This is a genomic window from Ralstonia sp. R-29 (genome assembly GCF_049913345.1).
Taxonomy (GTDB): Bacteria; Pseudomonadota; Gammaproteobacteria; order Burkholderiales; family Burkholderiaceae; genus Ralstonia.
This window is the reverse complement of the sequence record NZ_CP184377.1, coordinates 1,801,146-1,826,027: the sequence shown is the minus strand read 5'-3', so window position 1 is coordinate 1,826,027 and position 24,882 is coordinate 1,801,146. Positions and strand designations below refer to the sequence as shown.

At 64.6% G+C, this 24,882-nt stretch carries 23 protein-coding genes; 19 read left to right on the top strand and 4 right to left on the bottom strand.

Annotated elements, in window-relative coordinates:
- The first annotated feature begins 55 nt into the window (after nucleotides 1-55).
- The 18 genes from ACN9M1_RS08540 (at nucleotide 56) to ACN9M1_RS08455 (ending at nucleotide 16,306) form a co-directional block, all read left to right on the top strand.
- Nucleotides 56-1,084, top strand: a complete 1,029-nt coding sequence (locus ACN9M1_RS08540) for a sulfonate ABC transporter substrate-binding protein (RefSeq protein ID WP_426398775.1) — start codon at nucleotides 56-58, stop codon at nucleotides 1,082-1,084.
- Between the two features lie 5 nt (nucleotides 1,085-1,089).
- Nucleotides 1,090-2,112 (top strand): sulfonate ABC transporter substrate-binding protein, encoded by a 1,023-nt coding sequence (locus ACN9M1_RS08535; RefSeq protein ID WP_426398830.1) that lies wholly within the window; start codon nucleotides 1,090-1,092, stop codon nucleotides 2,110-2,112.
- A 36-nt stretch (nucleotides 2,113-2,148) separates the two neighbouring features.
- Nucleotides 2,149-3,312 (top strand): FMNH2-dependent alkanesulfonate monooxygenase, encoded by a 1,164-nt coding sequence (gene ssuD, locus ACN9M1_RS08530; protein WP_426398774.1) that lies wholly within the window; start codon nucleotides 2,149-2,151, stop codon nucleotides 3,310-3,312.
- Nucleotides 3,313-3,323: 11 nt separating this feature from the next.
- Entirely contained in the window at nucleotides 3,324-4,130 is an 807-nt protein-coding gene (ssuC, locus tag ACN9M1_RS08525) for an aliphatic sulfonate ABC transporter permease SsuC (protein WP_426398773.1), read from the top strand.
- Between the two features lie 10 nt (nucleotides 4,131-4,140).
- Nucleotides 4,141-4,992 (top strand): ATP-binding cassette domain-containing protein, encoded by an 852-nt coding sequence (locus ACN9M1_RS08520; protein ID WP_426398829.1) that lies wholly within the window; start codon nucleotides 4,141-4,143, stop codon nucleotides 4,990-4,992.
- Between the two features lie 70 nt (nucleotides 4,993-5,062).
- Nucleotides 5,063-5,278, top strand: coding sequence for a TOBE domain-containing protein (locus tag ACN9M1_RS08515; RefSeq protein WP_004626558.1), 216 nt, complete (start codon nucleotides 5,063-5,065; stop codon nucleotides 5,276-5,278).
- Between the two features lie 49 nt (nucleotides 5,279-5,327).
- Nucleotides 5,328-6,215 (top strand): EAL domain-containing protein, encoded by an 888-nt coding sequence (locus ACN9M1_RS08510; protein ID WP_426398772.1) that lies wholly within the window; start codon nucleotides 5,328-5,330, stop codon nucleotides 6,213-6,215.
- Nucleotides 6,216-6,225: 10 nt separating this feature from the next.
- Complete coding sequence (locus ACN9M1_RS08505) at nucleotides 6,226-6,900, top strand: RBBP9/YdeN family alpha/beta hydrolase (protein ID WP_426398771.1); 675 nt, start codon at nucleotides 6,226-6,228, stop codon at nucleotides 6,898-6,900.
- Between the two features lie 122 nt (nucleotides 6,901-7,022).
- On the top strand, nucleotides 7,023-7,937 hold the full coding sequence (gene cysT / locus ACN9M1_RS08500) for a sulfate ABC transporter permease subunit CysT (protein ID WP_426398770.1): 915 nt from the start codon (nucleotides 7,023-7,025) through the stop codon (nucleotides 7,935-7,937).
- Between the two features lies 1 nt (nucleotide 7,938).
- Entirely contained in the window at nucleotides 7,939-8,931 is a 993-nt protein-coding gene (gene cysW, locus ACN9M1_RS08495; RefSeq protein WP_426398769.1) for a sulfate ABC transporter permease subunit CysW, read from the top strand.
- Nucleotides 8,928-10,037: a sulfate/molybdate ABC transporter ATP-binding protein gene (locus tag ACN9M1_RS08490; RefSeq protein WP_426398768.1), complete on the top strand. Its 1,110-nt coding sequence runs from the start codon at nucleotides 8,928-8,930 to the stop codon at nucleotides 10,035-10,037. The genes cysW and ACN9M1_RS08490 overlap by 4 nt, the downstream gene beginning before the upstream one ends.
- A 41-nt stretch (nucleotides 10,038-10,078) precedes the next feature.
- On the top strand, nucleotides 10,079-11,038 hold the full coding sequence (locus tag ACN9M1_RS08485; protein WP_426398767.1) for a CysB family HTH-type transcriptional regulator: 960 nt from the start codon (nucleotides 10,079-10,081) through the stop codon (nucleotides 11,036-11,038).
- Nucleotides 11,039-11,168: 130 nt separating this feature from the next.
- On the top strand, nucleotides 11,169-11,471 hold the full coding sequence (locus tag ACN9M1_RS08480) for a 2TM domain-containing protein (protein WP_426398766.1): 303 nt from the start codon (nucleotides 11,169-11,171) through the stop codon (nucleotides 11,469-11,471).
- On the top strand, nucleotides 11,471-12,730 hold the full coding sequence (locus ACN9M1_RS08475) for a sensor histidine kinase (RefSeq protein ID WP_426398765.1): 1,260 nt from the start codon (nucleotides 11,471-11,473) through the stop codon (nucleotides 12,728-12,730). The genes ACN9M1_RS08480 and ACN9M1_RS08475 overlap by 1 nt, the downstream gene beginning before the upstream one ends.
- A gap of 3 nt (nucleotides 12,731-12,733) precedes the next feature.
- Nucleotides 12,734-13,558, top strand: coding sequence for a LytR/AlgR family response regulator transcription factor (locus ACN9M1_RS08470; protein WP_426398764.1), 825 nt, complete (start codon nucleotides 12,734-12,736; stop codon nucleotides 13,556-13,558).
- A gap of 83 nt (nucleotides 13,559-13,641) precedes the next feature.
- Nucleotides 13,642-15,351, top strand: coding sequence for a thiamine pyrophosphate-binding protein (locus ACN9M1_RS08465; RefSeq protein ID WP_426398763.1), 1,710 nt, complete (start codon nucleotides 13,642-13,644; stop codon nucleotides 15,349-15,351).
- Between the two features lie 35 nt (nucleotides 15,352-15,386).
- Nucleotides 15,387-15,884, top strand: coding sequence for a ribonuclease E activity regulator RraA (gene rraA, locus ACN9M1_RS08460; protein ID WP_426398762.1), 498 nt, complete (start codon nucleotides 15,387-15,389; stop codon nucleotides 15,882-15,884).
- Nucleotides 15,881-16,306 (top strand): gamma-glutamylcyclotransferase family protein, encoded by a 426-nt coding sequence (locus ACN9M1_RS08455; RefSeq protein ID WP_426398761.1) that lies wholly within the window; start codon nucleotides 15,881-15,883, stop codon nucleotides 16,304-16,306. Before rraA ends, ACN9M1_RS08455 begins: the two co-directional genes overlap by 4 nt.
- Before the next feature lie 36 nt (nucleotides 16,307-16,342).
- On the opposite strand, the gene ACN9M1_RS08450 is transcribed toward ACN9M1_RS08455, so the two are convergent.
- From ACN9M1_RS08450 to ACN9M1_RS08435, 4 genes are all read right to left on the bottom strand, one after another.
- Nucleotides 16,343-16,966 carry a TetR/AcrR family transcriptional regulator gene (locus ACN9M1_RS08450; protein ID WP_426398760.1) on the bottom strand — a complete coding sequence of 208 codons (624 nt, stop codon included), beginning with the start codon at nucleotides 16,964-16,966 and terminating at the stop codon, nucleotides 16,343-16,345.
- Nucleotides 16,967-17,189: 223 nt separating this feature from the next.
- Nucleotides 17,190-18,677: an AdeC/AdeK/OprM family multidrug efflux complex outer membrane factor gene (gene adeC / locus ACN9M1_RS08445; protein WP_426398759.1), complete on the bottom strand. Its 1,488-nt coding sequence runs from the start codon at nucleotides 18,675-18,677 to the stop codon at nucleotides 17,190-17,192.
- A gap of 11 nt (nucleotides 18,678-18,688) precedes the next feature.
- Entirely contained in the window at nucleotides 18,689-21,841 is a 3,153-nt protein-coding gene (locus ACN9M1_RS08440) for an efflux RND transporter permease subunit (RefSeq protein WP_426398758.1), read from the bottom strand.
- A gap of 13 nt (nucleotides 21,842-21,854) precedes the next feature.
- On the bottom strand, nucleotides 21,855-23,048 hold the full coding sequence (locus ACN9M1_RS08435) for an efflux RND transporter periplasmic adaptor subunit (protein WP_426398757.1): 1,194 nt from the start codon (nucleotides 23,046-23,048) through the stop codon (nucleotides 21,855-21,857).
- 455 nt (nucleotides 23,049-23,503) lie between these two features.
- Between ACN9M1_RS08435 and aceA the strand changes: the two genes are divergently transcribed.
- On the top strand, nucleotides 23,504-24,808 hold the full coding sequence (gene aceA / locus ACN9M1_RS08430; RefSeq protein ID WP_426398756.1) for an isocitrate lyase: 1,305 nt from the start codon (nucleotides 23,504-23,506) through the stop codon (nucleotides 24,806-24,808).
- Nucleotides 24,809-24,882: the final 74 nt, after the last annotated feature.

The window sequence follows — 24,882 nt, the reverse complement described above, 5'->3', positions numbered from 1 at the left end:
CGCGCAGCGTCTGCGCGCGGATCGTGCCGCCCCTATCTCCCGCATCGACTGAATCATGAAAACCCACTCGCCCCTGCGTAGGACCTTCACCCGCATTTCCGTGACCCTCGCGACGGTGCTCGCCACGCTCGGCGCACCCACCGTGTTTGCCAACAGCGACGCACCGCCGCCGACCGCCGCCAAACAACTCCGCATCGGCTACCAGAAGTACGGCACGCTGACCGTGCTCAAGGCGCGCGGTACGCTGGAAAAGCGCCTGGCCGCGCAAGGCATCGAGGTGAAGTGGACGGAGTTTCCTGCCGGCCCGCAGTTGCTCGAGGGCCTGAACGTGGGCGCCGTCGATTTCGGTACCACGGGTGAAGCGCCGACGATCTTCGCGCTGGCTGCGGGCGCGCATCTCGTCTACGTCGGCAACCAGCCGCCCGCACCGGCTGGCGAGGCCATCATCGTGCCGAAGGGTTCGCCACTCAAGAGCGTGGCCGACCTGAAGGGCAAGCGCGTCGCCTTCAACAAGGGGTCGAACGTGCATTACCTGCTGGTCAAGCTGCTGGAAAAGGCCAACGTGCCCTACAGCGACATCCAGCCTGTCTACCTGACCCCCGCCGATGCGCGTGCCGCCTTCGAGCGTGGCGCCGTCGATGCGTGGGTGATCTGGGACCCGTTCTTCGCCGCCGCAGAACATCAACTTGGCGCGCGCGTGCTGGCCGACGGTACGGGCGTGGTCAACAACTCGCAGTACTTCCTGGCTTCGAAGGGGTATGCAACCGCACGGCCCGATGTGCTCAACATCGTGTTGGACGAGCTGAAGAAGACCGACACCTGGGCCGCCGCCAACCCGAAGGATGTGACGACGATCCTTGGCCCGCAACTCGGCCTGGAACCGGCGGTGGTGGCTCGCTCCGTCTCGCGCATCGCTTACGGCATCCAGCCCGTGAGTGCGGAAGCCCTGGCGGATCAGCAGCGCATTGCCGATACGTTCCACGCGCTCAAGCTGATTCCGCGCCCGGTCAAGGTGGCGGATTCGGCGTGGAACCCGAGCGCACAACCGACCACGCCACCGACCACACAACAAGCGGCTCGCTGATCGCCATGACCATCGATATTCAACGCCGCCGTTTGCTGACGGCTTCGGCTGCAGGTGCATCGCTGGCGGCGCTTGGCTCCGTCGCCCATGCGGCGAACGCTGCTGGCACCCCGGCCAACCTGCCGAAGATCACGCCGCCTGCGCAACTCCGCATCGGTTTTCAGAAAAGCGCCGTCAACCTCGTGATCGTCAAAGAGAACCGCGCGCTGGAGCAGCGCTTTCCAGGCACGAAAGTGAGCTGGCTGGAGTTTCCGGCCGGGCCGCAGCAACTGGAGGCGCTGTCCGCCGGCAGCCTGGACCTGGCGATTACCGGCGACACGCCGCCCGTGTTTGCGCAGGCGGCCGGCAAGGACTTGCGCTACGTGGGCGTGGAGCCGCCCAAGCCGGACAGCTCGGCCATCCTCGTGCAGCAGGATTCGTCACTCAAGACGCTGGCCGATCTGAAAGGCAAGCGCGTGGCGCTGCAGAAGGGCTCGAGCGCGCATTTCCTGATCGTGCGCGGCCTGCAAAAGGGCGGCCTGACCTTTGCCGACATCCAGCCTGTGTACCTGACCCCCGCCGACGCGCGTGCCGCCTTCGAGCGCGGCGCCGTGGACGCCTGGGGCATCTGGGACCCGTACTACGCCGCCACGGAACTCGCCATCAAGCCGCGCGTGCTCGCGACGGGCCGCACGCTGTCGTCCAACAACTCGTTCTACTTCGCGCCGACGGCCTTTACCGAGAAGCACGGCGACACCATCGCCGCGATTTTTGCGGAGCTGTCGCGCGCGGATCGGCTCGTGCAGGAGAACCGCAAGGAGGCTGCGCAGCGCATTGCGGATTTCTCTGGGCTGTCGCTGGCGACGGTGCATCTGTTCCTGTCGCGGCGGCCGCCATCGCCTGTGCGGCCGGTCACGCCTGAGGCGATTGCCGAGCAGCAGCGCGTGGCGGATGCCTTCCACGGCCTGGGGCTGATTCCCCGCGCGGTCAAGCCACTGGACATCGTGTGGCATCCGACACCGGCGCAATTGGCCATCGCCCGCGCGTGAGTTGATCTGAGAACAACACAATCCAAGGAAACCATCATGCAAGTCTTCTGGTTTATCCCCACCCACGGCGACAGTCGCTATCTCGGTACTGCCGAAGGCGCGCGCCAGGTCGATCATGCCTATCTGCAGCAGGTGGCCGTGGCCGCCGATACGCTCGGCTATGAGGGTGTGCTCATTCCCACCGGCCGTTCGTGCGAAGACCCGTGGATCGTGGCCGCCAGCCTGATCCCCGCGACGAAGCGCCTGCGCTTTCTGGTGGCGGTGCGCCCCGGGCTGATGGCGCCGACGCTGGCCGCGCGCATGGCGGCCACGTATGACCGCCTCTCGAACGGGCGTCTGTTGGTGAACCTCGTCACGGGCGGCGACCCGGGCGAGCTGGCGGGCGATGGCCTGTTCCTGGATCACGCGCAGCGCTATGAGCAATCGGAAGAATTCATCCGCATCTGGCGCGAAACGCTGGCTGCGAGCCATGAAGGCGCGGCGCTGGACTACACCGGCAAGCACCTCAGCGTGAAGGGCGCCAAGGTGCTGTATCCGCCGGTGCAGAAGCCGCATCCGCCGGTGTACTTCGGTGGCTCGTCGGAGGCAGCGCATGAGCTGGCCGCCGAGCAGGTCGAGACGTACCTGACGTGGGGCGAGCCGCCTGCCGCTGTGGCCGAAAAGATTGCCGACGTGCGCAAGCGCGCCGCCAAGCATGGCCGCAAGGTGACCTTCGGCATCCGCCTGCATGTGATCGTGCGTGAGACGGAAGATGAAGCCTGGGCCGCTGCCGACCAGCTCATCAGCAAGCTGGATGACGACACCGTCGCCCGAGCGCAGGAGGCCTTCCGCAAGATGGATTCGGCTGGCCAGCAGCGCATGGCCGCGTTGCATGCGGGTGGCGCCAAGCGTAGCCGCGCCGATCTGGAGATCAGCCCGAACCTGTGGGCAGGCGTGGGCCTGGTGCGCGGCGGTGCCGGCACGGCGCTGGTGGGCGACCCCGAAACCGTGGCGGCGCGCATGAAGGAATACGCCGATCTGGGCATCGATACGTTCATCTTTTCGGGCTATCCGCACCTGGAAGAGGCATACCGCTTTGCCGAGCTGGTGTTCCCGCTGCTGCCGCGCTCAGTGCGTGACAAGCTGCCGGGCAACGTGCTGAATGGTCCGTTTGGCGAGGTGATTGCCACGGGCATCGTGCCCAAAGTGGCCGCAAGCTGAAGGAGCGCACTATGGCCTCCGAATCGAAATCCGCAGCCAGCACCTTTCTGCGCAGCGCACGTCAGCGGTTGACGCCGTGGATCGTGCCGCTGGTGTTACTGGTGCTCTGGCAGGCATCGGCCCAGTGGGGCTGGCTGTCGAATCGCATCTTGCCGGCGCCGCTGGACGTGGCGAAATCCGCCATCGCCCTGGCGCGTTCCGGCGAGTTGTGGACGCACGTGGCGGTGAGTACGTGGCGCGCACTGGTGGGCTTTGCGATTGGCGGCTCGCTGGGGTTGGCGCTGGGGCTGCTGACCGGCACCTTCCGCACGGCAGAAACGCTGCTCGACACGACCTTGCAGATGGTCCGCAACATCCCCGTGTTGGCACTGATTCCGCTGGTCATCCTGTGGTTCGGCATTGATGAATCGGCCAAGTTGTTTCTGGTGTCGCTGGGCGTGTTCTTTCCGATCTACCTGAACACGTATCACGGTATCCGCTCGGTGGACCCGGCGCTGGTGGAGATGGCGCGCAGCTATGGCCTGTCGCGTGCGCAACTGTATCGCGAGGTGATCCTGCCTGGCGCGCTGCCGCAGATTCTCGTGGGCGTGCGCTTTTCGCTCGGGCTGATGTGGGTGACGTTGATCGTCGCCGAGACAGTCTCCGCACAAGCCGGCATCGGCTACATGACGATGAACGCGCGCGAGTTCCTGCAGACCGATGTGGTGCTGCTCGGCATCCTGCTGTACGCGCTGCTGGGCAAGCTGGCCGACTTGCTGTCGCGTGCCCTGGAGCGCTTCTGGCTGCGCTGGCACCCCGGCTATCAAGCCGCTGCCTGAGGAGAACATGATGCAAAGCAACGCTACCGAACACGCCGCGCTGGCCGGCACGGCCTTGCATATCGAACGGGTCGTCAAACGCTATGGCGATCGTGAAGTGCTGCACGGCATCGATCTCGACATTACGCCGGGCGAGTTTGTGGTCATCGTCGGGCGCAGCGGCTGCGGCAAGAGCACGCTGCTGCGGTTGATTGCCGGGCTGGAAGGCGTCGATGACGGTCACCTGCGCCGCGATGGCGACGCCGAAGATGGCCTGCATGACGATGCGCGCGTGATGTTCCAGGACGCACGCCTGCTGCCGTGGAAAAAGGTGCTCGACAACGTCGCGCTCGGCCTTCCAAAGACGCAGCGTGCACAGGCCGCCGAAGTGCTTGCGCAAGTGGGCCTGGCCGAGCGGGCAGGGGAGTGGCCGGCGCGCCTGTCGGGCGGACAGCGCCAGCGTGTTGCACTCGCCCGCGCGTTGGTGCATCGCCCACGCTTGCTGCTGCTCGACGAGCCGTTGGGCGCGCTCGATGCGCTCACCCGCATCGACATGCAGAACCTGATCGAAGGTCTATGGCAGCGCCTGGGCTTTACTGCAGTGCTGGTCACGCACGATGTGGCCGAGGCGGTGGCGCTGGCCGACCGCGTGGTACTGATCGAAGACGGCCGCATTGCGCTGGATGAACGCATCGATCTGCCGCGTCCGCGCCACCGGGGTTCACCGGCGTTTGCGCGGCTGGAAGAAGCCATCCTCAACCGCGTGATGCAGCGCAAGGTCGATCCGAGTGAGGTGGCCAATGAAGTGACCGATGTGCGCTCGCACACGGCGTGGGCATCACCCCTGGACGTGCCGGCGACGGCCGTGCGCTGGGCGGTGTAAGACGCAGCAAACCTTTCTCCTGAAAACATTCATTGGCACGTTGTGTCGTTGTCATCTAAGAAGGAACATCATGAGCATCCAAGCGATTAACGTACGCAACCAATTTCGCGGGCAGATCAAAGAGATCATCCGGGGCGATGTGCTCTCGGAGATCGACGTGGAGACCCCGGCTGGCATCGTCACCTCGGTCATCACCACGCGCTCGGTCGATAGCCTGGGCCTGAAGATCGGCAGTGAAGTGGTGGCGCTGGTGAAGGCGACAGAAGTGTCGATCGCCAAACTGTGAGGACGGGGAGGAGACGGCGACCTCGTAGGAACATCCAGGAGCCTCACCCATGAGCCTGATGCATACCACCGCACTCGCACAATTTCTCGGCACGCTGCCGAGCGCGCCCACGCCAGATCGTCAACTGTGGCGTGACGCCCGTGGCCGCGTGCAGGGCCAGTTCTTCCATAGCTCGCTCACCAGCCTGTTTGAACCGGTGTGGCAGCTTGCCGCTGACGGCACGCTTGCCCCTGCCGGCCACGAAGCGCTGATGCGCACCTGGACGCGCGACGGCGATCTGGGCCTGAACCCGTGGAAGGTGTTTTCGCTGGCGTCGGACGACAGCACGCTGGTGGAACTCGATCGCCTGTGCCGGTTGATGCATACGCTCAACTACTTTGTCCGCACGGATGCCAAGCGGCTGGTCTTGAATGTGCACGGTCGCCTGCTGGCGGCAGTGGCGGCTGACCATGGCAAGGCATTTCAGCGCGCGGTTACGGCGCTGGGGCTGTCGCCCGAGCAGTTCGTCATCCAGGTGCCGTCCACGGCCAATGATGACCTGGGGCTGCTGCTGTTCGTGGTGGACAACTATCGGCGAAACGGGTTTGCCGTGGCGGTGCAGGCATCCGACCCGGCCGAAGCGGGCGCGTTGCTCGTGCACGCCAAGCCGGCGTATCTGAAGCTCGATGCGCGGCGTGATTGGGTGACGCGGCACGTGGTGTCGCTGGCCGAATCTGCGCGAGAGTTGGGTGTGACGCTCGCGCTGCGCCGCTGCGAACGGCCGGGCGATCTCGAACTGGCCCGTGCCGCGGGGATTGCCTACGTACAAGGCACCATCCTGCCGGGTGCCGAACCCGAGGCCGATGCGGAAGCCGCGCCCACGCCGCTGGTGGTACCGATGGCGCAGGCACCCGTGGTGCAACAGCAGCAGTGCGCCAGCCTTTTTCTGACGGAGTGAGCACGACGCCATGGCACGCAGCGCACTCGCAACTTCATCGGCACCGACCGATTGGCACTGGCCGGCCGACGTAGCCATCGTGACCGTTCCCGGTTTGTACGGAAGCGGCCCCGAGCACTGGCAGACACGCTGGGAAGCGCGTTTTCCGGACTGGCGCCGCGTCGAACAGAGCGATTGGTCCACGCCCGACCTGCCGCGCTGGTCTGCCCGGGTGGGCGAGACCGTGCGCGATGCGCTGGGCGCCCGCCCTCAGGGGCGTCAAAAGCGCCGTGTGATCCTGGTTGCGCATAGCTTTGGCTGCCTGGCGTCGTTGCACTGGGCGACCCAGGCGCGGGAGGCTGTGGCCGGCGTGTTGCTGATCGCCCCGGCGGACCCGGACAAGTTCGGCGTGCGCGATGCGCTGCCACAGCGCGCCTTGCCATTCCCGGCGGTGCTTGCCGCCAGCCGCAACGACCCCTGGATGCCCCAGCCCAACGCGATCGAATGGGCTGCCCGCTGGGGCGTGGAATTTGTCGACGCGGGCGAGGCCGGCCACATCAACGCCGATTCCAACCTGGGTGACTGGGATGCTGGCCTGGCGCTGCTCGAGCGCGTGGTGACCCGTGCAAGTGCACAAGACACCACGCGCGACGGCGCCGACTGGCAAGCCCAGTGGGATGTCTTACCGAGCACCCCTTATATCTAAAACGATGATGCACATGCGTAAATATTCGTTTTCGTCATAAGAACGGTTCGCCACAATAGGTTCATCTGCATATCGGCCGCAGTGCGCAGTTGCTCTGGGGCCTTTTCTTTTCGGTTGCGCTGATGAGCCTGTCCTCTGCGTTGTCCCCCTCTAAGCGGCGTAAGCCTGCCAACGTGCTCCCGGGTTTCGGGCTGGCGTTGGGCTTTTCGCTGCTGTACCTGGCGCTGATCGTCCTGATCCCGCTGTCGGCGACCGTGCTCAAGACGTTCACCATGACATGGGATGCGTTCTGGACGACGGTCACCGCGCCGCGCGTGGTCGCGTCGTACAAGCTGACCTTTGGCGCCTCCCTGATTGCGGCAGTGATCAACCTCATCTTCGGCCTGATCGTCGCTTGGGTGCTGGTGCGCTATCGCTTTCCGGGCAAGCGCCTGATTGATGCGCTCGTGGATCTGCCGTTTGCGCTGCCGACCGCAGTGGCCGGCATCGCGCTCACCGCGCTGTATGCGCCGAACGGCTGGATCGGCTCGCGCCTGGAGCCGCTGGGGCTGAAGGTGGCGTTCACGCCGCTGGGCATCGTGGTGGCGCTCACGTTTATCGGCCTGCCGTTTGTGGTGCGGACCGTGCAGCCGGTGCTCGAAGATCTGGAAACCGAACTCGAAGAAGCGGCCGCGAGCCTCGGTGCTACGCGCTGGCAGACGTTCATTCGCGTGATCCTGCCGACCTTGCTGCCCGCGCTGCTGACCGGTTTTGCGCTGGCCTTCGCACGCGCCACCGGCGAATACGGTTCGGTCATCTTCATCGCCGGCAACATGCCGATGGTCTCCGAGATCACGCCGCTGATGATCTATTCCAAGCTTGAGCAGTTCGACTACGCAGGCGCCACGGCCATCGCTGTCGTCATGCTGGGTATTTCGTTCACGCTGCTGCTGGTGATCAACCTGCTGCAAGCCTGGACGCGCCGCCGTGGCAATCGCAATGACACCATCGAGCGCGCCCCCGAAACCTTGACCGCCAGTGCGGCAGCAGGAGCCTGACATGGCCGGTACCGTTTCTCGTCAACTTGGTCAGGCGCCCGCTGCGGGGCCGTCCGCACGAAGGGGTGCGACTGCCGAATCCGCGTGGGTGCGCGCAACGCTGATCCTGATCTCGTTCGTCTTCCTCGCGCTGTTCCTGTTCGTGCCACTGGCGAGCGTGTTCTACGAGGCGTTCAAGAAAGGCATCGACGTGTATCTCGAAGCGTTGATCGAGCCCGATGCGCTCTCCGCCATCTACCTGACGCTGACCGTCGCGGCGATTGCCGTGCCGCTGAACGTGGTGTTTGGTGTGGCGGCAGCGTGGGCCATCGCCAAATTCGAGTTTCGCGGCAAGAACCTGCTGCTTACGTTGATCGATTTGCCGTTCTCGGTGTCGCCGGTGATTGCAGGCTTGATCTATGTGTTGTTGTTCGGCGCGCAAGGGTGGTTCGGGCCCTATTTGTCGGACCACGATTTCAAGGTCATCTTTGCGGTGCCGGGCATTGTGCTGGCGACGGTGTTTGTCACGTTCCCGTTCGTCGCGCGCGAGTTGATTCCGCTGATGCAGGCGCAGGGCAGCGAAGAGGAAGAGGCCGCCATCGTGCTCGGCGCGTCGGGCTGGCAGACGTTCTTCCGCGTGACGCTGCCCAACATCAAGTGGGGCCTGCTGTATGGCGTGATTCTGTGCAATGCGCGGGCGATGGGCGAGTTTGGCGCGGTGTCGGTGGTGTCTGGCCACATTCGCGGGCTGACCAACACGATGCCGCTGCACGTCGAGATCCTCTACAACGAATACAACTTCGCGGCCGCGTTTGCCGTGGCCTCGTTGCTGACGCTGCTGGCGCTGGTGACGTTGGCGCTCAAGACGCTGGTCGAATGGCGCAGCCGCCGCGAGCTAGCCGATGCAGATGCAGGTGTGGGTGAAGGCCCGGGCGCACGCGTTGCACAGCAACCCACATCGATTTCGAACTCGCACATCTCCGTGCAATCTCCGCTCGAAGGGAGCGCAGCATGAGCATTCAGGTTCAACACATCACCAAGCGCTTCGGTAATTTCGTTGCTCTCAACGATGTCTCGCTCGACTTCAAGCAGGGCGAACTGACCGCGCTGCTGGGCCCGTCCGGCTGCGGCAAGACCACGCTGCTGCGCATCATCGCGGGGCTGGAGCATGCGGATTCGGGCAGCATCCACCTGAATGGCGAGGATGCATCGGACCAGCACGTGCGCGAGCGCCAGGTCGGCTTCGTCTTCCAGCACTACGCGTTGTTTAAGCACATGACGGTGTTCGAGAACGTGGCCTTCGGCCTGCGCGTGAAACCGCGTGCGCAGCGCCCGAGCGAAACGCAGATCCGCGCCAAGGTGAAGGAGCTGCTGGAACTCGTGCAGCTTGATTGGCTCGCCGATCGTTACCCGCCGCAACTGTCTGGCGGACAGCGTCAGCGTATTGCGCTGGCGCGCGCGCTGGCAGTGGAGCCGCGCGTGCTGCTGCTCGACGAGCCGTTCGGCGCGCTCGATGCCAAGGTGCGCAAGGAGCTGCGCCGCTGGCTGCGTCGCCTGCACGACGATCTGCATGTCACCAGCCTGTTCGTCACGCACGATCAGGAAGAAGCGCTGGAAGTGGCCGACAACGTGGTGCTCATGAATCGCGGGCAAGTGGAGCAGGTCGGCAGCCCGGATGCGGTCTACAACACGCCCGCCACGCCGTTCGTCTACGGCTTCCTCGGCAACGTGAACCTGTTCCACGGCCGCCTGGAAGAAGGCGAGGGCGGCAGCGTGCTGCATGTGGGCGATTCGTCGATTAGCGTGCCGTCGGGCGGTGTGGATTCATCGCGCGCAGACCAAGCCGTCGCGTTTGTACGCCCGCACGAGATTGATCTGGAACGCTATGCACCTGGCGCCGAAGGCATTCCAGTGACGCTGCGTCGCGCGCTGACGCTGGGTGCCATCGCGCAGCTCGAGTTGGAGCGCGAAGACACCGACGACATCATCGAAGTCTCCCTGCCCATCGAGCGCTTCCGTGCCGAGCGCTTCCGTGAAGGCGAAACGCTGGTGGTGCGTCCGCGTGCCATTCGCGTGTTCGCGCAGAACAAGCCATCTGCCGCCGCGCAGGCCACCGCATAACCTCACGCTCAGACGACAACCAATACGAGAGGACACGAGCCATGAATTTCCAGCAACTGCGTTCCATCCGCGAGGCGGTGCGCCGCCAGTTCAACCTGACCGAAGTCGCCAACGCGCTGTACACGTCGCAGCCCGGTGTGTCGCGGCAGATCCGTGAGCTGGAGGATGAGTTGGGTGTGGAGATTTTCGAGCGCTACGGCAAGCGCCTGACCGGTCTGACCGAGCCGGGCCGCGAGATCGTCCGCATTGTCGAGCGCCTGCTGCTCGAAGCCGAGAACCTGCGTCAGGCCGGCGAGGAATTCTCCGGTCGCCAGTCTGGCCGCCTGACGGTGGCGACCACGCACACGCAGGCACGTTATGCGCTGCCGAAAGTCGTGCAGTCGTTCCGCAAGGAGTACCCGCACGTCACGCTGGCACTGCAGGAGGCCTCGCCATCGCACATCGTCGAATTGCTGCTGACGGGGCAGGCCGATATCGGCATCGCTACCGAAGCTGTGGCCAACGAACCGGGACTGACCTCATTCGAGGCTTACCGCTGGCGACACGTGCTGGTGGTCAGTCCCGATCATCCGCTGACCAAGAACCCGCTGCCCACGCTGGAAGACGTGGCGCAGTATCCGCTCATTACCTACGACGCCGGCTTCACGGGCCGCCGCAACATCGACGCGGCGTTTGCCAGCGCTGGCCTGCACCCCGAGATCGTGCTGACCGCCATGGATGCCGACGTGATCAAGACCTACGTGGCGCTGGATGTGGGCGTGGGCATCATCGCCTCGATGGCGTATGACGGGCGCAAGGACGACAACCTCGTGTGCATCGGCGCGGATCACCTGTTCGAGCCGAATACCACGCGTGTGGCGGTGCGCCGAGGGGCATATCTGCGCGGCTATGCGCACGACTTCATCGGGATGTTCGCGCCGCATCTGTCCCGCGAGACGGTGGCGGAGGCGGTGGCGTCTACGGTGGTGACGCAATCGGTGCGGGAGGCGCTGGCGGCGTAAGCACCACGCCCTGCCGAGGCGGAATGACGGCTGTTCATCCCGCCAATCCCACCATTCGTCGCACCCCCATGGCGCCTGCCCAGGCGCCATTTCTATACTGCGGACATCCTCGGTTTCACCGGAGCGCACCATGTCCGCCATCCCCTACGCACACTCCACCGAATCCGACGATGCGCTCCTGCGCCGAGCACGCCACCGCGCCGGCGCACGCATGGGGTTCCGCATCCACCTGCTGTCATTTCTGGCCGTGAACGCGGTACTGGCGGCGATTGCGCTGTCGCGCGGGCAATTCTGGTTTGTCTGGCCGTTGCTCGGCTGGGGGATGGGGCTGGCCGCGCACGGCCTGAGCCTGGCGTGGAGCATGGGCAATGGCTATCAACGCATGGTCGATCAGGAATTGGCCCGTCTGCGGCAGCAGGCCGGCCGCCAGTAATGCGGGAAACCCCAAGCTTCAACGCCGCAGAGCCCTCCGGTAAGATCGCTCGCATGTTCGCCAATGTGTCGCTTCCTTCGCTTGCCGCTTGCCTGCGCATTGCCGCGCGGGCGGGGAAGACGTTTGCCGTCGTCGTCATCGTCAATACGCTGATCGCGGCGGTGCTGGCCTTCGGCATCCGGCCGGAAGAATCCTTCTGGAAAGATTTTGTCTTCAGCCAAGCGATTGGCCTGTCGATGATCGCGCTGATCGATATCCCGCGACACGTGCTGTGGGGCGACGGGCCGCCCAACAAGAAAGTCTTTCCGTGGATCGTGCTGGGTGCCGTGCTGATCGGTGTGCCGTTCGGGCAATGGGTGGCGCGCACCATCCTGTGCCTGAACAACGTCAACCCTGAACCGTGGCGAGCGGACAGCCTGCGCATGAGCTTCATCATCGCCATGCTGGCGGCGCTGGGCGCGACGTATTACTACTGGTCGCGCGGCAAGCTCGCAGCGCTGCAGCGCCAGGCCGCGCTCGACGCGCTCGACCGCGAAGAGGCCGAAAAGCAGGTGGTGCGTGCGCAGTTGATGGCGCTGCAGGCGCAGATCGAGCCGCACTTTCTGTTCAACGTGCTGGCCCACGTTGACGTGCTCATTGCGAAAGACCCGAACGGCGCGCGGCGTTTGCTGCAGCACCTGATCGGTTTCCTGCGCACATCGCTCTCGCACGCCCGGGCTGAGCAGTGCACGGTGGCGCAAGAATTCGCGCTGCTGCACGCGTATCTCGATATCCAGGCGCTGCGCTTCGGTAGCCGGCTGCGGTTCTCGCTGGCGCTGGATGACGCCATTGCCAACCTCGTTATCCCGCCGATGTTGATCCAGCCGCTGGTGGAAAACGCCGTCGTGCACGGCATTGAACCCGCGCGAGAAGGTGGCGAGATCGCGCTCTCGGCCCGGCTGAGTTCCCACGATGAAGGCGAGCGCCTCATCTTGGAAGTACGCGATACGGGCGTCGGTTTCGGCAACGATGGCGGTACGGGTTCGGGGCTGGGCCTCACCCATGTGCGCGAACGGCTCTCACGCCTGTTTGACGGTGACGCACGCCTGACCATCAGCGAAACCGCACCGCACGGTGTCACGGTCATCGTAGAGCTGCCGCTGGCGCACGAGGTGGCCGACCACGCCGACACTGCCGCCGGTGCGCCCGAATGGCGCTGCCGCTTTTCCCGCCCCGTTACCAACCCCGCGCTATCGTCCCGCGCGCCTGCCGGAACCTGATCGATGCCGTCATCCCCCCGCCTGCTGATTGCCGACGACGAGCCGGCGTTGGCTGAGAACCTCGTTGCGGAACTGTCTGCGCTCTGGCCCGAAGCCACGCTGCTGCCGCCGGTGCATGACGGGCAATCCGCGCTCGACGTGATCGACGATGCAGCGACCGGGCAGGGGCCTGATGTGGTGTTTCTCGACATCCGCATGCCGGGGCTGTCGGGCATCGACGTAGCGCGTGAACTGTCGGATCGGGAAGACCGCCCGCTCGTGGTGTTCGTGACCGCGTATGACCAGTTCGCCCTCGATGCCTTCGAGCAGGCCGCGGTGGACTACGTGCTCAAGCCCGTACAGACCGAGCGTCTGGCCGAAACCGTCAAGCGCCTGAAGGACCGGCTCGGCACCCGACTGAACGGTAACGGCGCCGCCGATCCCGCCCAGACGCTGGCCGAACTCGTCGAGCGTCTTGCGGGTTTGCAAGGCGCCGCGCAAACGCGTGTGACGCCGCAGGGCAGCTATCTACGTTTCATCAAGGCGCTGGTCGGGCAGGAGGTGCGCTTCATCCCCGTGGATGACGTGCTGTATCTGGAAGCCACCGACAAGTACGTCAACGTGGTGGCCAGCGGTGGCGAGTCGCTCATCCGCACCAGCCTGCGTGATCTGCTGACGCAACTCGACCCCGAGCATTTCTGGCAGGTGCATCGCGGTACGGTCGTCAACGTGGCGCATGTGTCGAGCGCCGTGCATCTGTCGCTGGGCCGCCTGGGCCTGAAGATTCGCGGGCGTACGGAGACGCTGCCCGTGGCGCGGCAGTACGCGCATCTGTTTCGGCAGATGTAGTTCCAACGGGGGCGTGTGCGCCCGGCGCGCCTTCCGCTATGATCCGTTGTGTCGTCAACGAATCAGAGCGAGACCAAGCCGCCATGGAGACCGTAGTCGCACGCAACACATCCACTGAAATGGCGCCGCGCCATGGTGGACAAATCCTCGTCGATGCACTCGTCGCCCACGGTGCGGACATCGCCTTCGGCGTACCGGGCGAGAGCTACCTGTCGGTGCTCGAAGGCTTCTACCAGCGCCGTGACCGCGCGCGCTTCATCATCTGCCGGCAAGAGGGCGGTGCCGCCACCATGGCCGATGCCTATGGCAAGCTGACCGGCCGCCCCGGCATCGTCTTCTGCACGCGCGGGCCCGGCGCCACCAACGCCAGCATTGGCGTGCACACCGCCTTCCAGGATTCCACGCCGATGATTCTGTTCATCGGCCAGGTCGGCCGCGATTTTGTTGACCGTGAGGCGTTCCAGGAAATCGACTACCGCCGCATGTTCGGCCAGATGGCCAAGTGGGTCGCGCAGATCGACAGCGTGGAGCGCATTCCCGAATACATCGCGCGGGCGTTCCAGACCGCCACGGCCGGCCGGCCCGGCCCGGTGGTGCTAGCGCTGCCCGAAGACATGCTGACCGAAGTGGCCACCGTGGCCGACGTGCCGCCCATGCCCCGCGCGATGGCGTGGCCCGGCCCGCATGATCTGGCGCAACTGAAGACACTCCTGCAGAACGCCGAGCGCCCAATGCTGCTGCTGGGCGGCTCCGGCTGGACGCCGCAGGCTGCCGCCCGCATGCAGGCGTTTGCCGAGCGCTGGAACTTGCCGGCCGGTTGCGTATTCCGCCGGCAGGATCTGTTCGACAACCGCCACCCGAATTACGCCGGCGATGTCGGCATCGCCATCAACCCGAAGCTGGCCGCGCGCGTGAAAGACGCCGACGTGGTGCTCGCCATCGGCCCGCGCTTGGGCGAGATGACGACCTCCGGCTACACGCTCTTCGACGTGCCGCGCCCGAAGCAGACGCTGATCCACGTGCATGCTGGTGCGGAAGAACTGGGCCGCGTCTACCAAGCCGATTTGATGATTCAAGCGTCGATGCCTGCGATTGCCGAGGCACTGGAAAGCGTGTCACCGGATATGCCGCCGCGCTGGTCCGCATGGACCGAAGCCGCGCATGCCGACTACCTCGCCAACATCGCGCCGCCGCCGTTCAACGGCCAGGGCATCGACATGGCCCGTGCGATGCAGTGGCTGCGGGAGCGCCTGCCGCACAACAGCATTCTGACCAACGGCGCGGGCAACTACGCCACGTGGCTGCATCGTTTTTACCAATATGGTGCGCTGGCGTCTGGCTCGCGCACGCAACTCGCGCCGACCAGCGGGGCGATGGGTTACGGCGCACCGGCTGCGGTGGCTGCCAAGATTGTCTGCCCCGACACGCCCGTCATCTGCATGGCCGGCGATGGCTGCTTCCTGATGAACGGCCAGGAGCTGGCAACGGCCATGCAGTACAACGCGCCGGTGATCTTCATCGTGGTCAACAACGGCATGTACGGCACCATCCGCATGCATCAGGAACGCGAATACCCGGCCCACGTGAGTGGCACCGAGCTGCGCAACCCGGACTTTGCCGCGCTGGCGCGTGCGTACGGTGCCGAGGGGCATACCGTGCGTTCGCTCGAAGGTTTCCAGTCTGCCGTGGAGGCGGCACTGGTGGCCCCGGTAGCCAGCATCATCGAAGTGCAGACCGATCCCAATGTCATCAGCCCGCGTGCGACGATCGATTCGCTGCGCGCCGGCCGCTGACCCTGCTTTCGCCAACGCTAATCTGACCCATTGCCATGACGATGATCCCCGTAACCGACTTGTGCGACATGCACGAAGACAAGCTCGTCTACGGAACCCTGCGTGTGCTCGCGCCGGTGTTCCGCAGCTTTGGCAAGCGCGCCGCGTTTGCCGGCCCGGCGGCGACGATCAAGGTGTTTGAAGACAACGGCCTGGTGCGCGCCACGCTGGAAGAGCAGGGCGCAGGCCGCGTGCTGGTGATCGATGGGGGTGGTTCACTGCGTTGCGCGCTGGTGGGCGGCAATCTCGGCAAGCTCGCAGAAGAGAACGGCTGGGAGGGCATTCTGCTCAATGGCTGCGTGCGTGACACGCGCGAGCTGGCGGAATGCAATGTGGGCATCCACGCCCTGGCAGTGCACCCGCGCAAGAGCATCAAGAAGAATGTCGGCCAACGCGATGTGGGCGTGCAGATGCCTGGCGCCTACATCCAGTCGGGCGAGTGGATCTATGCCGATGAGGACGGCGTGCTGGTTTCACAGGATGAGCTCGAATGAACCGCGCCAACGCCATCCACGTATTTGTCTACGGCACGTTGCGCGCCGGAGAGGCGAACGATTTGCGCGTTGCGGCGGCCAAGCGCGGCATTGCTGAACCGGAACTGTTGGGCACCGCCACCCTGCATGGCCGTCTGTACGACTTCGGCGCCTATCCCGGCCTGGTGCTGGACCCGACTGGCACCGCCGTACGCGGGGACGTGTACCGCATCGATGTCGCGCTCGTTCCCGTGCTGGATGAGATTGAAGAGGTCTATCCCGGCGGCGATGCGCTGTTTCTGCGTGAAAACCATGCCGTGATGCTGGGCAGCGAGCCGGTGGAATGCATCGTCTATCCGGTCAGCGCGCAGCACATCGCCGGGCGGACAGTCATTACGGGCGGGGATTGGGTGGCGCACCGGTTGGCGCGTGCCCCACGCTGATCAACGTGTTGAGTTGCAGGCTGCCGGGACGGTGCTCTAGCCGCCAGTCGCCTCGGTTTGCGGCACGCCATACGCCGCCATGAATACGGCCACCGCGCGCTCGATGATTTCGGAGATCCGCGCGGGGCTGATCTCCACTGGCACGCCGAACAGACATAGCTCGACGCATTCCGCCTCGTACAAGGCGTGCAGATGCGCGGCGGCGATCTCCGGGTTGCCGCGTTTGAGTTTGCCCGCTTCCATGGCGATGCCAAGAAACTCCGTCAGCATGCCCCAGCCGATCTTGGGGCCGCGCTCGTAGAAGGTGCGTCCGAGATCGGAGCGTTCCCCCTCGCCAATGGCGAGGCGACGGATCGCCAGCACCGATGGCCGCAGGATGGCATTCAGGTAGTGCTCACCAAACGCGGTCAGCGTCTCGACCATGGGGGCGGAGAGCTTCAACTGTGCGAAGGCGTCGCGGATCTCATTGGCGGCGGTGCCACTCATGATCTCCGCGAACATCTCTTCCTTTGAGCTGAAGTAGTTGTACAGCGTGGCTTTGGACGCGCCTGAGCGGGCGGCAATGTCCGACATCGAGGCCTGGTCGAACCCGACCTCCACGAACACGCGGAAAGCGGCGTCAATAATGGCTTGCCGCTTTTCTTCTGTCTTCTTGCGCATGCAGGACTTCCTGATCCGGCGCCGCACCAGCGCGGCGAAACGAGAGTGTATGCCATCGAAATACGCCGCAATGGCGCAAGCGCTGCTCAGCTGATGTGCCAGTGATCAACAGTGCTGCCTTGCCGGAGACGTGGTTCTACGCAGCGCGCGCGCGTGGCCACGTCCTGTCGCGCGGTGTCGTGAACATCGCGCTCGGAAAATACGCCGATGGCGGCCTCCCCAATCAGGCGCCGGCGCCTACCGGCGTGTTGGCCGCACCGGTGTTTTCCACCCAGCCGCCACCGAGTGTCTTATAGAAGGTCGCCAGGTTGGTGAAGCGCGACAGGCGCGTACTGATCAGATTCTGCTGCGCCGTGTACAGCGAGCGCTGCGCGTCGAGCACGTTCAGGTAACTGTCCACGCCCCGCTTGAAGCGTGCGGTGGCCAGCGCATAGCTGTCGGCCGTGGCATCGACGAGCGATTGCTGCGCTTCAAGCTGACGGCCCAGCGTGTTGCGTTGGGCCAGCGCGTCGGAGACCTCACGGAACGCCGTCTGGATGGCTTTCTCATACTGCGCCACGGCAATGTCGCGGCTGGTCTTGGCGATGTCCAGATTGGCACGGTTGGCGCCTCCGTCAAAGATCGGCAAGGAGATCTGCGGCCCGAAGCTCCATATGCCCGAGCCGCCCTTGAACAAGCCGGCCAGGCTGGCGCTCGATGTGCCGGCCGAGGCGGTCAGGCTGATGCTCGGGAAGAACGCTGCCCGTGCCGCGCCGATGTTGGCATTGGCGGCCTTCAGGTCATGCTCGGCCTGGAGGATATCGGGCCGCCGCTGGAGCAAGTCCGATGGCAGGCCGGGCGGAATGTTCGCCAGCACGTTGCTGTTTGCGACCGATGTGTCAGGTAGCGATTGGGGCAGCAACTCGGCAGGCAGATCGGCGCCCACCAGCAGCACCAGTGCGTTGCGGTCTTGCGCGACCTGCGCGGTATAGCGCTCGACGTCCACGCGCGCGCTGTCCACGCTGGTCTGCGACTGGCGCAACGTCAGCTTCGATGCCGTGCCGAGTTCGTAGCTGCGCTGGTTCAGCCGATAGGTATCGCTCTGGCTGGCGAGCGTGTCCTGCGCGAGCCTGAGCAGGTCCTGGTCTGCGGCGAGGGTGAGGTACGCCGTGGCCACTTCGGCAATCAGGCTGATCTGGCTGCTGCGGCGCGCCTCGGCGGTGGAGAGGTACTGCTCCAATGCCTGCGCACTGAGGCTGCGCACGCGGCCGAACAGGTCGAGCTCATAGGCGCTGAAGCCGAGCGTGGCGCTGTAGCTGTGTGCCACCAGCGGTTTCCCGGTGCCGGAGAGGTCTGCGGGCGTGCGGCTGGCGCTTTCATTGCCGCTGGCCTTGATGGACGGGAACAGCTCGGCGTCTTGCACGCGATACTGCGCACGGGCCTTCTCGATGTTCAGCACGGCCACGCGCAAGTCGCGGTTGTTCTCCAGCGCCATGTCGATCACGCGTTGCAATGGCGGATCGGTGAAGACCTCATGCCAGCCGATGTCGGCAACGGATGTGGCTGGAACGGGTGTGGCTGGCTCAGCGCTGGGCCGAGGCGCAGCAGTGGCGACTTCGGCAAAGGCCGCCGGCACTGGCGCGGCGGGCCGCTCGTAGGCGGGCATCAGCGTGCAGCCGGTCAACATGGCTGTCAGCGGGATCAGGGTCGAAGAAAACGGGAAGCGGATCATCTCGAAAATCCTCACGAAGCGGCGGCGTCTGCCGGTTGTGCAGTGGCTGCCTGCGTACGCGGCGTGCGCTCGAACAGCCCACGCACCAACACGAAGAACAGCGGCACGAAGAAGATGGCGAGCACCGTGCCGGACACCATGCCGCCAATGACGGCGACACCCAGCGCGTGCTGCGCGCCGGCGCCCGCGCCCGTGCCCGTCACCATCGGCACGACGCCGAGGATGAACGCCAGCGAGGTCATCAGAATGGGGCGCAGGCGCATGCGCACGGCTGCCATGGCGGCCTCGACGAGGCTCTTGCCGTGTTCGTTGAGTTCCTTGGCAAACTCGACGATCAGGATGGCGTTCTTGCACGCCAGGCCGATGGTGGTGAGCAGGCCGACCTGGAAATACACGTCGTTCATCTTCCAGGTCAGGATGGCGCCCAGCAGCGCGCCGAACACACCCAGCGGCACGACCATGATGACGGAGAACGGGATCGCCCAACTCTCGTACAGCGCGGCCAGACACAGGAACACGATGAGGATCGACAGCGTATAGAGCAGGGTGGTCTGACCGCTGGACGCCTTCTCCTGCAGCGACAGGCCCGTCCATGAATAACCGATGCCGGCCGGCAGCTTGGCGACGGCGTCTTCCACAATGGCCAGCGCTTCGCCGCTGGATGCACTGCCCGGCTTGGCCATGCCGAGGATTTCCATCGACGGCACGCCGTTGTAGCGCTCAAGGCGCGGGGAGCCGGAACTCCAGTCCACCTTGGCGAACGCGGTGAACGGCACCATGCTGCCAGCGGCATTGCGTACGTACCACGTGTCGATGTCGCCGGGGTTCATGCGGTATGGCGTGTCGGCCTGCAGCATGACCTTCTTGACGCGGCCCCGGTCGATGAAGTCGTTGACGTAGCTGCTGCCCCAGGCCGTAGCGAGCGTGTTGTTGATGTCGGAAATGGACACGCCCAGCGTTTCGGCCTTGTGTGCGTCGATCTTCAGCTGAAACTCGGGTGTGTCTTCCTGCCCGTTGGGCCGCACGGCCACCAGGCGTGGGTCTTTGGCGAGCATGCCGAGCAACTGGTTACGTGCCTGCATGAGCGCGTCATGGCCGAGGTTGGCGCGGTCTTGCAGCATCAGGTCAAAGCCCGTGGCGTTGCCAAGCTCCGCCACGGCCGGCGGCGCGAAGGCAAACACGCGCGCATCGCGGAGGGTGCCGAAAAAGCCGAAGGCCTTGGCTACCACGCCGGTCACGCTGAGCGCCTCGCCCTTGCGTTCATCCCACGGGCGCAGCTTGATGAAGGCGAAGCCCATGTTCTGGCCGCTGCCGGCAAAGCTGAAGCCCGCCACCGAGAACACGCCCGATACAGCCTCTTTCTGGTCGACCAGGAAGTGGTGTTCGACCTGGCGCAGCACTGCTTCTGTGCGTGCGTTGGTGGCGCCTGGCGGCAACTGGGCCAGCACGAACAGCGTGCCCTGATCCTCATCGGGCAGAAAACCCACGGGCAGCTTCATGAAGCCCACCACCACCAGCGCAAACAGCAGGCCATAGATGGCCATGTAGCGGCGTCCCTTGCCCAGCATATGGCGCACGATGCCCTGGTAACGGTGGTTGCCCCGGTCGAAGGTCCGGTTGAACCAGCCGAAGAAGCCGGTGGTGGCCTGCGCATGGCCCTTGTGCACGGGCTTGAGCAAGGTCGCGCACAGCGCGGGGGTGAGCACGAGCGCCACCAGCACCGACAACGTCATCGCCGAGACAATCGTGATCGAGAACTGGCGGTAGATCACGCCCGTGGAGCCCTTGAAGAACGCCATCGGCACAAACACTGCAGCCAGCACCAGCGCAACGCCCACTAGCGCACCGGTAATCTGTCCCATGGATTTGCGCGTGGCCTCCTTGGGCGAGAGGCCTTCTTCGCTCATCACGCGCTCGACGTTTTCCACCACGACGATGGCGTCGTCCACCAGCAGGCCGATCGCCAGCACCATGGCAAACATGGTGAGCGTGTTGATGGTGAAGCCGCACGCGGCCAGCACGCCGAACGTGCCGAGCAGCACCACCGGCACCGCGATGGTGGGAATGAGCGTGGCCCGGAAGTTCTGCAGGAACAGATACATCACCAGGAACACCAGCACGATGGCCTCCACCAGGGTGCGCACCACCTCTTCAATGGAGATGCGCACGAACGGCGTGGTGTCGTATGGCTTCTGCACCTTCATGCCGGGCGGGAAGAAGCGTTCCAGCTCGGCCACGCGGGCGTCGATGGCCTTGACGGTGTCGAGCGCGTTGGCGCCGGTCGCCAGCTTGATGGCCAGGCCGGCCGCGGGCTTGCCGTTGTAGCGGCCTACGGTGTTGTAGTTTTCGCTGCCGAGCTCGATGCGGGCCACGTCGCGCAGGCGCACCTGGGAGCCATCGGTCTGCGTGCGCAGCAGGATGTTGCCGAACTCCTCGGCGGTTTTCAGGCGCGTTTGCGAGGTGATGGTCGCGTTGATCTGCTGCCCAGCGGCGGCCGGCATCGCGCCCAGCTGGCCGGCTGATACCTGTGCGTTCTGCGCCTGGATGGCGGTCTTCACATCCAGTGGTGTCAGGCTGAAGTTGGAGAGCTTGTTCGGGTCCAGCCAGATGCGCATGGCGTACTGCGAGCCGAACAGCGTGGTATCGCCAACACCCTCTACGCGGCTGATGGCATCTTGCACATTGGCCGCCACGTAGTCGGACAGGTCGGAGCCGTTCATGCTGCCGTCTTCCGAGGTGAACGCGAGCACGTTCAAGAAGTTGGTGGCGGACTTGGCAACCTGTACGCCTTGTTGCTGCACCTCTTGTGGCAGCAAAGGTGTGGCCAGCGCGAGCTTGTTCTGCACCTGCACTTGCGCGGTGTCCGGGTCCGTGCCGTTTTCAAACGTCAGCGTAATGGTGACGCTGCCAGAAGACTCGCTGGTGGACGCCATGTAGCTCAGGTGGTCCAGTCCCTTCATCTTCTGTTCGATGATCTGGGTGACGGTGTCTTCCAGCGTCTTGGCCGATGCCCCGGGGTACGTGGCCGTGATGGCGACGGCCGGCGGCGCGATGCTCGGATACTGCGCGATCGGCAGTGTGGCAATGGACAGCGCGCCGGCCAGCATCACGATGATGGCCAGGACCCACGCAAAGATGGGGCGGTCGATAAAGAAGCGTGCCATAGTCGGATCCCGGTCAGTTGGCGGCCACGGTCGCCGGTTTGGTGGGCGACGGCGCGGGCGTCTTTGTCGTCCACGGCGTGGTTTTGACCTCGGCGCCCGGCACGGCGCGCGGCAAGCCATCAACAACGAGCTGATCGCCCGCGCGCAGGCCGGTGCGCACGAGCCATTGGTCGCCAACCGTGCGATCCGTTTCGAGCGTGCGGCGCTGCAGCTTGTGGTCCGCGCCCACCACGTAGGCGAATGGCTTGCCGGTGCTGTCGCGCGCCACGGCCTGCTGCGGCACGAGCACGGCTTCGTCCTTCACGCCTTCCGCCAGCACGGCGCGCACATACATGCCTGGCAGCAGCACGGCATTCGGATTGGGAAACACCGCACGCAGCGTGACGGAGCCGGTGTTCTGATCCACCGTCACATCCGAGAACTCCAGCTTGCCTTCCAGCGGATAGGCGGTGCCATCTTCCAATTGCAGCCGCACGGTGGCGGCATTCGCCCCAGCCTTCTGCAAGTCGCCGCGCGCCATGGCTTGCTTGAGACGGAGCAATGCAGCACTCGGCTGCGTGACGTCCACATAGATTGGATCGAGCTGCTGGATCGTCGCCAGGGCGGTGCTCTGGTTGGCGGTCACCAACGCGCCTGGCGTCACGCTCGATTTGCCGATGCGGCCAGAGATCGGGGCATCGACGCGGGCATAGGCGAGGTTGATGCGGCTCGTTTCCACGTTGGCGCGGGCGGAGGCCACATCGGCTTCTCCCTGGCCCAGGGCGGCGGCGGCATCGTCGTAATCCTGCTGGCTGACTGCTTGGATGGCGACCAGCTCCTTATAGCGCTCGGCCTTCAGCCGCGTGGTCTTGAGGTTAGCCTGTGCCTTGGCCAAGGCGGCGACGTTGCTGTCGTAGGTGGCCTGGTAGGTGGCGGGGTCAATCTGATAGAGCGGCTCGCCTGCTTTGACGTCACTGCCTTCGCGAAACTTGCGCGCCTTGATGATGCCGTTGACCTGCGGCCGCACATCGGCAATCAGGAACGGAACCGTACGACCGGGCAACTCGGTATCGAGGGCCACGCGCTGCGATTGCACCGTTATGACGCCCATCACTGGCGTACCTTCGGCCGGCGGCGGGCCACCGGGCGGCTTGCCGCAGGCAGCAAGCAGGGCAGCCGCAGCCAGCGCGGCAAGAAGGGGCGGCACAGCAGGCGAGATGGAGCGCATGGGGGTTTCCTCGGCAGGGGCGAATTGCAGCAATAAACTGAACTGAACGGTTCAGTATCGTATTTTCACAAATTCGCCGCGTCAAGAAAACTGAACTTGCTGGTTTCGAAATGATGTGTTGTGTTGCCTGGCATGCGGCGTTGCCATGGTCCACGCGCGCGGTCGATTTTTCATAATGCGGAAAGTCTTTTTGGTCCGCAAAAATTGCACGCCGCACAGCACCATCACGCTCTTTCATGATGGGGAAGTTATTTCCGTATCATGAAAAACTGCAGGCAAGTGACTGAAAAATAAGGAATAAAAATTTCAGCCTTGAGCGAGGTTCCCCTTGTTGCGCTGCATCTGTCATTTCTAAACTCTTATATAAGACATATGACTCGCGTCGCTTGCCGGTCCAAGGCGGCGGCGGAGTTACCCGGTTTCTATTGAGTGATGCGATCAAGCAGGAGATTGAAATGACATGCGAACAGCAAGTGGCAGCACTGCAGAAGGATTGGGACACCAACCCGCGTTGGAAGGGCATCAAGCGTGGCTACACCGCAGAAGACGTGGTGCGCTTGCGCGGCTCGCTGCAGATCGAGCACACGCTCGCCAAGCGCGGTGCCGAGAAGCTGTGGGACCTGATCAACAACGAGCCCTTCGTCAACGCCCTCGGCGCGCTGACGGGCAACCAGGCCATGCAGCAGGTCAAGGCTGGCCTGAAGGCGATCTACCTGTCGGGCTGGCAAGTGGCTGGCGATGCCAACAGCAACGGCGAGATGTACCCGGACCAGTCGCTGTACTCGGTGGACTCGGTGCCGAAGGTGGTCAAGAAGATCAACAACACATTCGCCCGCGCTGACCAGATCCAATGGTCGGAAGGCAAGGACGACATCGATTTCTTCGCCCCGATCGTGGCGGATGCGGAAGCCGGTTTCGGCGGCGTGCTGAATGCGTTTGAACTGATGAAGGCCATGATCGAAGCGGGCGCTGCGGGTGTGCACTTCGAAGACCAGCTGGCCGCCGTGAAGAAGTGCGGCCATATGGGCGGCAAGGTGTTGGTGCCCACGCGCGAAGCCGTGAGCAAGCTGGTGGCCGCACGTCTGGCTGCCGACGTGCTGGGTGTGCCAACCGTGCTGATTGCCCGCACCGACGCGGAAGCCGCTGATCTGTTGACCGCTGACGTGGACGACAATGACCGCCCGTTCTGCACGGGTGAGCGCACTGTGGAAGGTTTCTACCGCACGAAGCCGGGCCTGGAGCAAGCCATCTCGCGCGGCCTGGCCTACGCCGAGTACGCCGACCTTGTCTGGTGCGAAACCGGCAAGCCGGACCTGGAATACGCCAAGAGGTTTGCGCAGGCCATCCACGCCAAGTTCCCGGGCAAGATGCTGGCCTACAACTGCTCGCCGTCGTTCAACTGGAAGAAGAACCTCGACGATGTGACGATCGCCCGGTTCCAGAAGGAACTCGGTGCGATGGGCTACAAGTTCCAGTTCATCACGCTGGCGGGGTTCCACGCGCTGAACTACTCGATGTTCAACTTGGCTTACGGCTATGCCCGCAACCAGATGAGCGCCTTCGTCGAGTTGCAGGAGGCGGAGTTCAAGGCGGCAGAGCGTGGTTTCACTGCAGTGAAGCACCAGCGCGAAGTCGGCACGGGCTACTTCGATGCTGTGACGCAAACCATCGAGCGCGAGGCGTCCACCACCGCGCTCAAGGGCTCGACGGAAGACGAACAGTTCTTCGAAGAAAAGGCGCAAGCCCAAAAGGCGGCCTGAGGTTACCGACGCATCGGGTATCCAAGACCACCTGAGCCGGCGTACTGACCACACGCCGGCCCCCTCGAACCGCG

Excerpts from the sequence above, each read along its gene's own strand:
- ACN9M1_RS08450 (WP_426398760.1), bottom strand. The coding sequence starts at position 16,966 with ATGCGCAAGAAGACAGAAGAAAAGCGGCAAGCCATTATTGACGCCGCT.
- ssuD (WP_426398774.1), top strand. The coding sequence starts at position 2,149 with ATGCAAGTCTTCTGGTTTATCCCCACCCACGGCGACAGTCGCTATCTC.
- cysT (WP_426398770.1), top strand. The coding sequence starts at position 7,023 with ATGAGCCTGTCCTCTGCGTTGTCCCCCTCTAAGCGGCGTAAGCCTGCC.
- ACN9M1_RS08470 (WP_426398764.1), top strand. The coding sequence starts at position 12,734 with ATGCCGTCATCCCCCCGCCTGCTGATTGCCGACGACGAGCCGGCGTTG.
- adeC (WP_426398759.1), bottom strand. The coding sequence starts at position 18,677 with ATGATCCGCTTCCCGTTTTCTTCGACCCTGATCCCGCTGACAGCCATG.
- ACN9M1_RS08480 (WP_426398766.1), top strand. The coding sequence starts at position 11,169 with ATGTCCGCCATCCCCTACGCACACTCCACCGAATCCGACGATGCGCTC.
- ACN9M1_RS08520 (WP_426398829.1), top strand. The coding sequence starts at position 4,141 with ATGCAAAGCAACGCTACCGAACACGCCGCGCTGGCCGGCACGGCCTTG.
- cysW (WP_426398769.1), top strand. The coding sequence starts at position 7,939 with ATGGCCGGTACCGTTTCTCGTCAACTTGGTCAGGCGCCCGCTGCGGGG.
- rraA (WP_426398762.1), top strand. The coding sequence starts at position 15,387 with ATGACGATGATCCCCGTAACCGACTTGTGCGACATGCACGAAGACAAG.
- ACN9M1_RS08490 (WP_426398768.1), top strand. The coding sequence starts at position 8,928 with ATGAGCATTCAGGTTCAACACATCACCAAGCGCTTCGGTAATTTCGTT.
- ACN9M1_RS08485 (WP_426398767.1), top strand. The coding sequence starts at position 10,079 with ATGAATTTCCAGCAACTGCGTTCCATCCGCGAGGCGGTGCGCCGCCAG.
- aceA (WP_426398756.1), top strand. The coding sequence starts at position 23,504 with ATGACATGCGAACAGCAAGTGGCAGCACTGCAGAAGGATTGGGACACC.
- ACN9M1_RS08515 (WP_004626558.1), top strand. The coding sequence starts at position 5,063 with ATGAGCATCCAAGCGATTAACGTACGCAACCAATTTCGCGGGCAGATC.
- ACN9M1_RS08505 (WP_426398771.1), top strand. The coding sequence starts at position 6,226 with ATGGCACGCAGCGCACTCGCAACTTCATCGGCACCGACCGATTGGCAC.
- ACN9M1_RS08535 (WP_426398830.1), top strand. The coding sequence starts at position 1,090 with ATGACCATCGATATTCAACGCCGCCGTTTGCTGACGGCTTCGGCTGCA.
- ACN9M1_RS08510 (WP_426398772.1), top strand. The coding sequence starts at position 5,328 with ATGAGCCTGATGCATACCACCGCACTCGCACAATTTCTCGGCACGCTG.
- ACN9M1_RS08455 (WP_426398761.1), top strand. The coding sequence starts at position 15,881 with ATGAACCGCGCCAACGCCATCCACGTATTTGTCTACGGCACGTTGCGC.
- ACN9M1_RS08440 (WP_426398758.1), bottom strand. The coding sequence starts at position 21,841 with ATGGCACGCTTCTTTATCGACCGCCCCATCTTTGCGTGGGTCCTGGCC.
- ACN9M1_RS08435 (WP_426398757.1), bottom strand. The coding sequence starts at position 23,048 with ATGCGCTCCATCTCGCCTGCTGTGCCGCCCCTTCTTGCCGCGCTGGCT.
- ACN9M1_RS08465 (WP_426398763.1), top strand. The coding sequence starts at position 13,642 with ATGGAGACCGTAGTCGCACGCAACACATCCACTGAAATGGCGCCGCGC.
- ssuC (WP_426398773.1), top strand. The coding sequence starts at position 3,324 with ATGGCCTCCGAATCGAAATCCGCAGCCAGCACCTTTCTGCGCAGCGCA.
- ACN9M1_RS08540 (WP_426398775.1), top strand. The coding sequence starts at position 56 with ATGAAAACCCACTCGCCCCTGCGTAGGACCTTCACCCGCATTTCCGTG.
- ACN9M1_RS08475 (WP_426398765.1), top strand. The coding sequence starts at position 11,471 with ATGCGGGAAACCCCAAGCTTCAACGCCGCAGAGCCCTCCGGTAAGATC.